General features: G+C 40.3%; 5 protein-coding genes. All 5 read right to left on the bottom strand.

The genetic code is table 11. From position 1 onward, the window contains the following. Window positions 1-176: 176 nt before the first annotated feature. The 5 genes from NJ959_RS05590 to recF all read right to left on the bottom strand — a co-directional run bounded on the left by NJ959_RS05590 (window position 177) and on the right by recF (window position 6,722). A complete protein-coding gene (locus tag NJ959_RS05590; protein ID WP_254010768.1) occupies window positions 177-2,060 on the bottom strand; it encodes a hypothetical protein in 1,884 nt (627 codons plus the stop codon). Continuing rightward, on the bottom strand, window positions 2,057-2,686 hold the full coding sequence (locus NJ959_RS05585; RefSeq protein WP_254010767.1) for a hypothetical protein: 630 nt from the start codon (window positions 2,684-2,686) through the stop codon (window positions 2,057-2,059). Before NJ959_RS05585 ends, NJ959_RS05590 begins: the two co-directional genes overlap by 4 nt. A 159-nt stretch (window positions 2,687-2,845) precedes the next feature. Then, window positions 2,846-4,150, bottom strand: a complete 1,305-nt coding sequence (locus tag NJ959_RS05580) for a glycoside hydrolase family 10-like protein (RefSeq protein WP_254010766.1) — start codon at window positions 4,148-4,150, stop codon at window positions 2,846-2,848. A 134-nt stretch (window positions 4,151-4,284) separates the two neighbouring features. After that, complete coding sequence (locus tag NJ959_RS05575; RefSeq protein WP_254010765.1) at window positions 4,285-5,142, bottom strand: pentapeptide repeat-containing protein; 858 nt, start codon at window positions 5,140-5,142, stop codon at window positions 4,285-4,287. A 422-nt stretch (window positions 5,143-5,564) separates the two neighbouring features. Next, entirely contained in the window at window positions 5,565-6,722 is a 1,158-nt protein-coding gene (recF, locus tag NJ959_RS05570; protein ID WP_254010764.1) for a DNA replication/repair protein RecF, read from the bottom strand. Window positions 6,723-6,854 lie beyond the last annotated feature (132 nt).

The raw sequence follows: 6,854 nt of genomic DNA, 5'->3' as shown, positions 1-6,854 counted from the left end.
AATATTTCCCGAAAACAGATAACAGAATCCGAAAATTTACCCACTGTTGAAGATATTGCTGACTGATGTGGAAATTAAGGGTTGGGTTTGAAGGTTGGTAGATGATCCTTATATCTAATAACAACGCGATTTTTTTGCTCCTGGGATGTGGGATGCCACAGTTGAAAATAGCACAACTAGTTCTTTTCCTCCCACTTTGGCTGATTCAATGTTCCCTGCAAATGCCACTTACCTCCAGGTGAAATAATTTGTAGAATACCGCTATTTAATTCTTCTTTAACATAAGGACTATCTAATACTGCCCAATCTTGTAAAACTCGTTCTTTGTTATTAATCTTTGCCTTACCCACTCCACTATTCGCCTGATAGGTTATGTCTAAGTTATCGCCTTGTAAACTAGTATAAGTAACTTTGCCTAATTTTTCCCATTGGTTAAAGTCGATTTTAGTACGATCGAGTGCTTTTTGTAAACTGGCTAAATCTGGATAGTCTGTCATGCTTCCCACATCTGTAATCCAAGCTGTATTTGTGCCAATTGCAGCTAACATTTGGTAATCTGGCTCTTTTTCTGATACTGATTCTTGCCAGTTAATATTTTCACCGGAAGGATGGGCGCATAACCAGATATTTTCGATCTGCCAAATATACCAGTTTTTATATTGTTGTGGTTTGCCATAGCGTGATGGTAAGATTAAGTGAGAACGTCCGGGTACTCCTGCTGCTTTATCTCGTTCATTTAATCTTAATTGGTACATAACTGCACCTTTTTCTTGTAGATATTGATCTCCTGGAGAACGCCCTATTGCCATGGGAGTGTGAAAGGTTCCTGCTAAACTGATTACGGCATTACTTACTCCTTTTGGATCGCGGACTACTAATTTATAGGTGGCATATTGGGCATTAATTGTGCCTTGGGTTTGGTAGGAGCGTTGTGAGTCTAATAGTGTACCTAAACTATAGTCTTTTGTAATATAAAATGTCTCCCAAAATTGATTGTTTTCGTGATAACTGTAATAACCGGGATGACTTGCGGTAAGCTGAAATGGTAACTCTATTTCCTTTTTTGCGATCGCTCTTAATTGTGGTGGTGGACGATAATCGCTCAAACCCGCTAGTAGCGCTACTCTCATACTACCTTTATTCATTCTTTGGGCAATTTCTGGGCTATCTCCCCACCATATCCAAGCGACACTACTTAATCCGCTATTATCCCAAGTGCCGCGATCGAATCCGCGACTTTCTGCACCACCTGCGGTTCCCCAACTCAAACGGATTGCCATATTTACCGCATACCAATCTAATGCTGCTTTGGCTAATTGTCGCAATTCGGGAGTATGGGCAAAATCGTAAAGATTGAGTAATCCGCCGATAGCATATCCATAATAAGTGGAGGAATGAAATTCACCTTGCCCAATTGTCAAAAATTTATTTATTTCTGCTCTTAACCAAGCCTCATTTGTCGCCGCAGTAGCAGGAAGTGGATTAGGAAAACCACTACCATCCATTAAGGCTAATCCAGAAATTCTCTGCATAAACATGTGATTTTCTGTTCCTTGCTCCAGCCATTCTCCCACACGAGGGGTATCAACCATACTGCGGTAAGATGCTTCTACGTTTTGGGGCATGTTATGGCGAAATAGGAAAAAAATACGCACATCGTAAGGGCTACGGAAGTGATAGATATCTGGTTTATCTTTATCTAGTTTTAGCAAGACATCCCAAGTGTGTTGGCGATTGTATTTTTCTGGTAAGCTAAGACGAGATAGAATTACTGGCAGGAGATATTTATGAGGATCTTCAATATTTCTTTTTTGCCACCAGATAGCTAATTTATCTAAATCTTCTGTGGCTATTTTTTCCCGAATTGCTAAACTTCTGGTTTTAAATGCGGCTTCTGCTTCTGATTCTGCTGGGGTGGGTAAGGTTTCGGATTGGGTATAGCTTATAGATTGCCAAGTGGAAAGAAGATTCCTGGTAACTGGAAAATCTGCCGCCCAATCAGCGGTAGCGATTAGGGTAATGAGAGTGGCGATGGTGATTGGTAATAATTTGATTTTCATCTTGTATAATCATTAATCTCAACAGGTAGAAAACACACCAACCGCATTAAACCATATCCCGTCATTGCCCCTACAATAAGCCACGTTACCGCCAAACCGACAACATCACTAATAAATAGGCGGGTAAATTGACGCAAAACTCCACCAATTGCCCAACCAACACCCAATCCTACCGCCCAGGATATAATACTTACCCAAATCCACTTTTGGGCGTGAGGAATTTGCCGTTTTAGGATAAATGATTGGGCTATCCCCAAGGCAAGTCCGATTTCTGCGCCGTTGATAATACCGTAGAATAATCTCAGGAAAGGCTCTAGAGTTTGAGGCACAAACCAGCCTACTGCGCCCAAACCACTTAACCCAATTAAACTCCAAGTTAGCACAGTTACAAATATCCACCCCCGCGATTGGGAGATATACTGTTTTAGGATAATAGATTGAGGAGTTGCGATCGCAATACCGCCAATTATTCCTTCTATTATGCTCATATCATGTCTTTCGCCAATCTCAATCCAGAATAAACTGGTGATAAAGCCGCCAAATGTGGCGATTAACCACCGCCACCATAAGCTTAAGCCAATTTCGGGAATTTGTATTTGGGATTGATAGTTTACGGTTATTGGCACGGTTTTGGTTTATGGAGATTATTAATTGGGTGGAATATACTTTTTTTTAACGCTCATAGCGCAAAGTAAGGCGCAAAGGTGGCGCTTCGCTACACTCCGTGAACGCAAAGAAATAGGGAATTATACGCTTATAATATAGTATGATTATAAAACTCGCTATTACCCAAGGGGGGATTTTTCAGAAAATAGTTCTAGAAATCCCTGGCGGCGTTGCTTTGGTGATTCTGGTGTCAGATAACTCCACAAGGTTTCCCAGTAAAAGAATGATACTCCATTAAAATTGCGATCGCGGACTTCTTTTACTTGTTGTTGAATTTGTTTCATTGCAACTGGACGTTTTCCTGTGCCTGTGGTAATCCCAATACTGACTGGGATTTTTTTGAGTGCTATTTGTACTGCTGGTTTGTTTAATTCTGCTTGAAAACCGCCCATGTCGTTACGATATGCTTGCAATACTAACTCGTCTACCCAACCACGCTCTACCCAAGTTAACCAATCTTGGAGATAGTTATTGTAGGAAAATGCTTGGGAATTGGGAGATACTGAGATTAGACAGTCTGGTTTAATTGATTTGACTCTTTTGTAAATCTTTTCCAGGAATTGGCTAATTTTATTTGCCCTCCACTCCATCCATTCTGATTCTAACGGATTATTGGGGGGTAGTTTGCCTTTGTGTTCTTTTTGATATAGTTTTATGGTAAAATCATCGTAGCCTAATTCCACGGGCATTCCAAAATGATCGTCAAGTTGTATGCCATCTATATCGTAATTTTTGACAACTTCTACGATTAAATTTAGGATGAATTTTTGGACTTCTGGATGGAGGGGATTGAGCCATACTAGTTTGCGAGTGCTATTTTGTAATGAATCTGGATCTGCTAGAGTAGGGATGGGGCATTGAGAAGATAACTTATTCTGATTTTGCCCAGGTTTTGTTTGTACCTGTTTCACTATTCCAGGTTTTTTGACACATAAACTAGAACTTTTGGTAATCCAGTTTGGGTGATTCTTTGCTAGTTTAGAATTGGGGGGAGCCATGAATCCATATTCAAACCAGGGGATAATCCGCAAACCCTGGTTATGTCCTTCCTGAATAATTTCTGCTAAAACATCCCGTCCCAGTCGTATAATATTAAGGACAGGATCTTGTTCTTCTCCTGTAACTGATTTGGCTACAGTGCTGGGATAAAAGGTATGTCCCCGATTCCAAACAACTGGATAAATGGTATTGAAGTTTAGTTGAGCTAGTTGGTAGACTGCTCTGTTAATTCCCCATGGGAAGAATAGTATCCCACTCGCTACATTGGTTAGCCAAACTCCTCTTATTTCTGTTAAGGCTTCCGGGGTTTGGGAATTAGCTATATCCATTGAGGGGGTGGCTTTAGGGTGGTCAAATAGCACTAAATTTACTGCTATTATTAGACATAATAAAAAGTTTAACCAACCCTGATTTTTTCTATTCATTCAAGATATGTTAAGGAGGTTAGAGGTTGGAGGTTGGAGGTTGGAGGTTAGATTATTCGTTAAACGATTAATCACTTTAACAGGCAAGATGCCTGTTCTACAACCTCTTGCCTTTTGCCCCTAGCCCTAAGCTCTCATACCGCCGTATAGTGCAATAATTCGTTAGCCGATTGCAACATTATGGGGGTATTGAATTCTGCGTCATTTAAGTCGATTCCGTATAACTTCGTCTCTTTGAGATTCGCACCACTTAAATTGGTTTTTCTCACAACTGCCCAAGTCAGGTTTGCTCCCTCTAAAGATGCTTTTGTTAGGGTTGCTGCGGTTAAGTCTGCTCCTTTAAGATTAACTTGCTCTAATTGTGCTTCAGTTAAATTAGCTGCACTCAAGTTAGCCCATTCTAAATTTGCACCAGCTAATCTTGCACCACTGAGGTTAACTCCCTCTAAATCTGCACCACTTAAGTCTACACCTTTTAACCAGGCTTTGCTGAAGTTGGTAAAATTTAAAGCTGCCCCATATAGCATTGCCCCGATTAATCTTGCCTCAGATAAATTAGCCCATTTAAAGTTAACTCCATTCAAATTGGTATCTCGCAAATTGGCTCTGGTTAAATCTGCCCCACAGAGGTTTGCTCCCCACAAATTGGCACGTCTCAAGTTAGTACCGCTAATATTTACACCACTCATTTTTGCTCCTGGTAATTTTGATTTTACCATAAAAGCGCCAATAATATTGGCTTTTGTTAGATCGGTTTCGACGAGTTTTGCTTCGCTCATTTTGACAAAATTTAGTGTTGCCCAGTTCATTTTAGCACCACTGAAATCTGACTTGAGTAAAAATGCTCTACTCAAATCTGCTCCTGTCAGATTAGCCCCTGTCAGATTGACTCCGATTAAAGTAATTCCCCTCAAATCTGCTCCAGAAAGATCCACTCCAGGAAAGTCTCTCTCTCCCGCATCGTAAAGCCTAATCAGTTCCTTAATTTTCATAGCATAACCGTCCCCAATTATTGTTTTTTGTCCTGAATCTGACTAATTCAGAACCTACGCAAAGCCTTCCTCTGTAGGGTGCATTATGCTTTGCTAACGCACCAGCAAAACTACTCTTAGTATCGCTGCGTAAGTCCTGTAATTGAAGAATTACCTTTTTTTCACGATCGCTGTTAGTTTATTATCGCACTTCAAAGGTAATCTTTTCAATATTGTAGAGCAGTCGCCCGTATTAGGAAATCCGAAAACCCTAAAACCGATTTATCACAAGGATTTCAATGGGTGACTTTTCACTTTTGCCATACTTTCTACTTAGACTTCACTGTCCAAAATTATACCCCGATAGTGTTTGTCTTTTTTTGATTTACTGAATGTTTTTTATAAAAGTTAAATAAATTTTTATAACTTTTATATAAGTAATGTTAACTGCCATCGCAAGTAGATTGAATCTCTCCTGCCTTAACCGTCAGGATTTGGGAGGAATTCAACCACTGAGAATCAAATGCCCCCAAATGAGTTGTAGTAATCAGAGTCTGAAATCTATCTTGAATTGCCTCTAATAATTGATTTTGCCGATTAAGATCTAATTCTGCCAAGACATCATCTAGCAGTAACAATGGCGGTTCCCCTACAACTTCCTCAATTAGCTTTAATTCCGCTAATTTTAATGCTAATACCAAAGTCCGCTGCTGTCCTTGGGAACCATAGGAACGAGCAGGTGTATTATTAATCGTAAACTCCACTTCATCCCGGTGAGGACCAACCAGACTCGTCCCTTGACGGTTTTCTGGGATGCGCCGCTGTTGAATCTTGTCTAAAAATGCCTGTTGTACCTGTTCCGGGTTGTCCTTTTCAATTATAACATTGGGAGCGTAAGTTACTTCGAGTACTTCTGTTTTCCCACTGATACTGGCGTGCCATCCTTGGGCTAAAGGTGCCAGCCGTGCCAATAGTCTAGCACGACGGCGGGTTACTCGCGATCCCGTTGTTGCTAATTGAGCATCCCACAGAGCTAATTCTGTTTGATGATCTTTAGAGGATAATTCATTAATATTACCTTCTAATTCCTGTTTTCTGAATGTCTTTAACAGAGCATTTCGTTGGCGCAAGACTTGATTATATTGCTGTAAAATATAGGCATAAATTGGTTCTAACTGAGTCAAGATTGAATCCAACCAATTCCGTCGGTATTCCGGCGCACCTCTCACTAATTCTAAATCTAAACTGGAGAATTGTACTGCATTGAGAATACCCAAAAAATCAAGTTGGCGACGCAAAGGTTCCTGATTCAATATTACAGTACGCCGTCCCTGACTCCGCAGGATTAAGCCCAGATCCACCGAACCATTTACTCGTTCCAAGTTAGCTTTAATTTGACCAATTTTGGTGTCATCAAGAACCAATTCGCGATCGCGGTTTGAGCGATGGCTCTTCAGTGTGGAAAGCAACTCCACTGCCTCCAATAGATTTGATTTGCCTTGAGCATTATTTCCCACCAAAATAGTTTTGGGGGCATCAAAATTTACCAGGCAATCTCGGTAGTTTCTAAATTGGTGGAGTTGGAGGGTTTTTAAGTACATTCGTTATTTTAATAAAATTATGGTTCTTCCGTACTTAGTGTCCCAAAATATTAGTTTTTTGTAGGGTGGGCATTGCCGGATGCCATAAGACAAACTTATTTTATCGTTATTCAGTAGACTACTAAAGTAGTC

Origin of the sequence: Limnofasciculus baicalensis BBK-W-15 (assembly GCF_024178385.1) — a bacterium.
GTDB classification, from domain to species: Bacteria; Cyanobacteriota; Cyanobacteriia; order Cyanobacteriales; family Coleofasciculaceae; genus Limnofasciculus; species Limnofasciculus baicalensis.
Note: the sequence above shows the minus strand (reverse complement) of the source record. Positions and strands in the feature narration are given on the sequence as shown.

Excerpts from the sequence above, each read along its gene's own strand:
- NJ959_RS05575 (WP_254010765.1), bottom strand. The coding sequence starts at position 5,142 with ATGAAAATTAAGGAACTGATTAGGCTTTACGATGCGGGAGAGAGAGAC.
- NJ959_RS05580 (WP_254010766.1), bottom strand. The coding sequence starts at position 4,150 with ATGAATAGAAAAAATCAGGGTTGGTTAAACTTTTTATTATGTCTAATA.
- recF (WP_254010764.1), bottom strand. The coding sequence starts at position 6,722 with ATGTACTTAAAAACCCTCCAACTCCACCAATTTAGAAACTACCGAGAT.
- NJ959_RS05590 (WP_254010768.1), bottom strand. The coding sequence starts at position 2,060 with ATGAAAATCAAATTATTACCAATCACCATCGCCACTCTCATTACCCTA.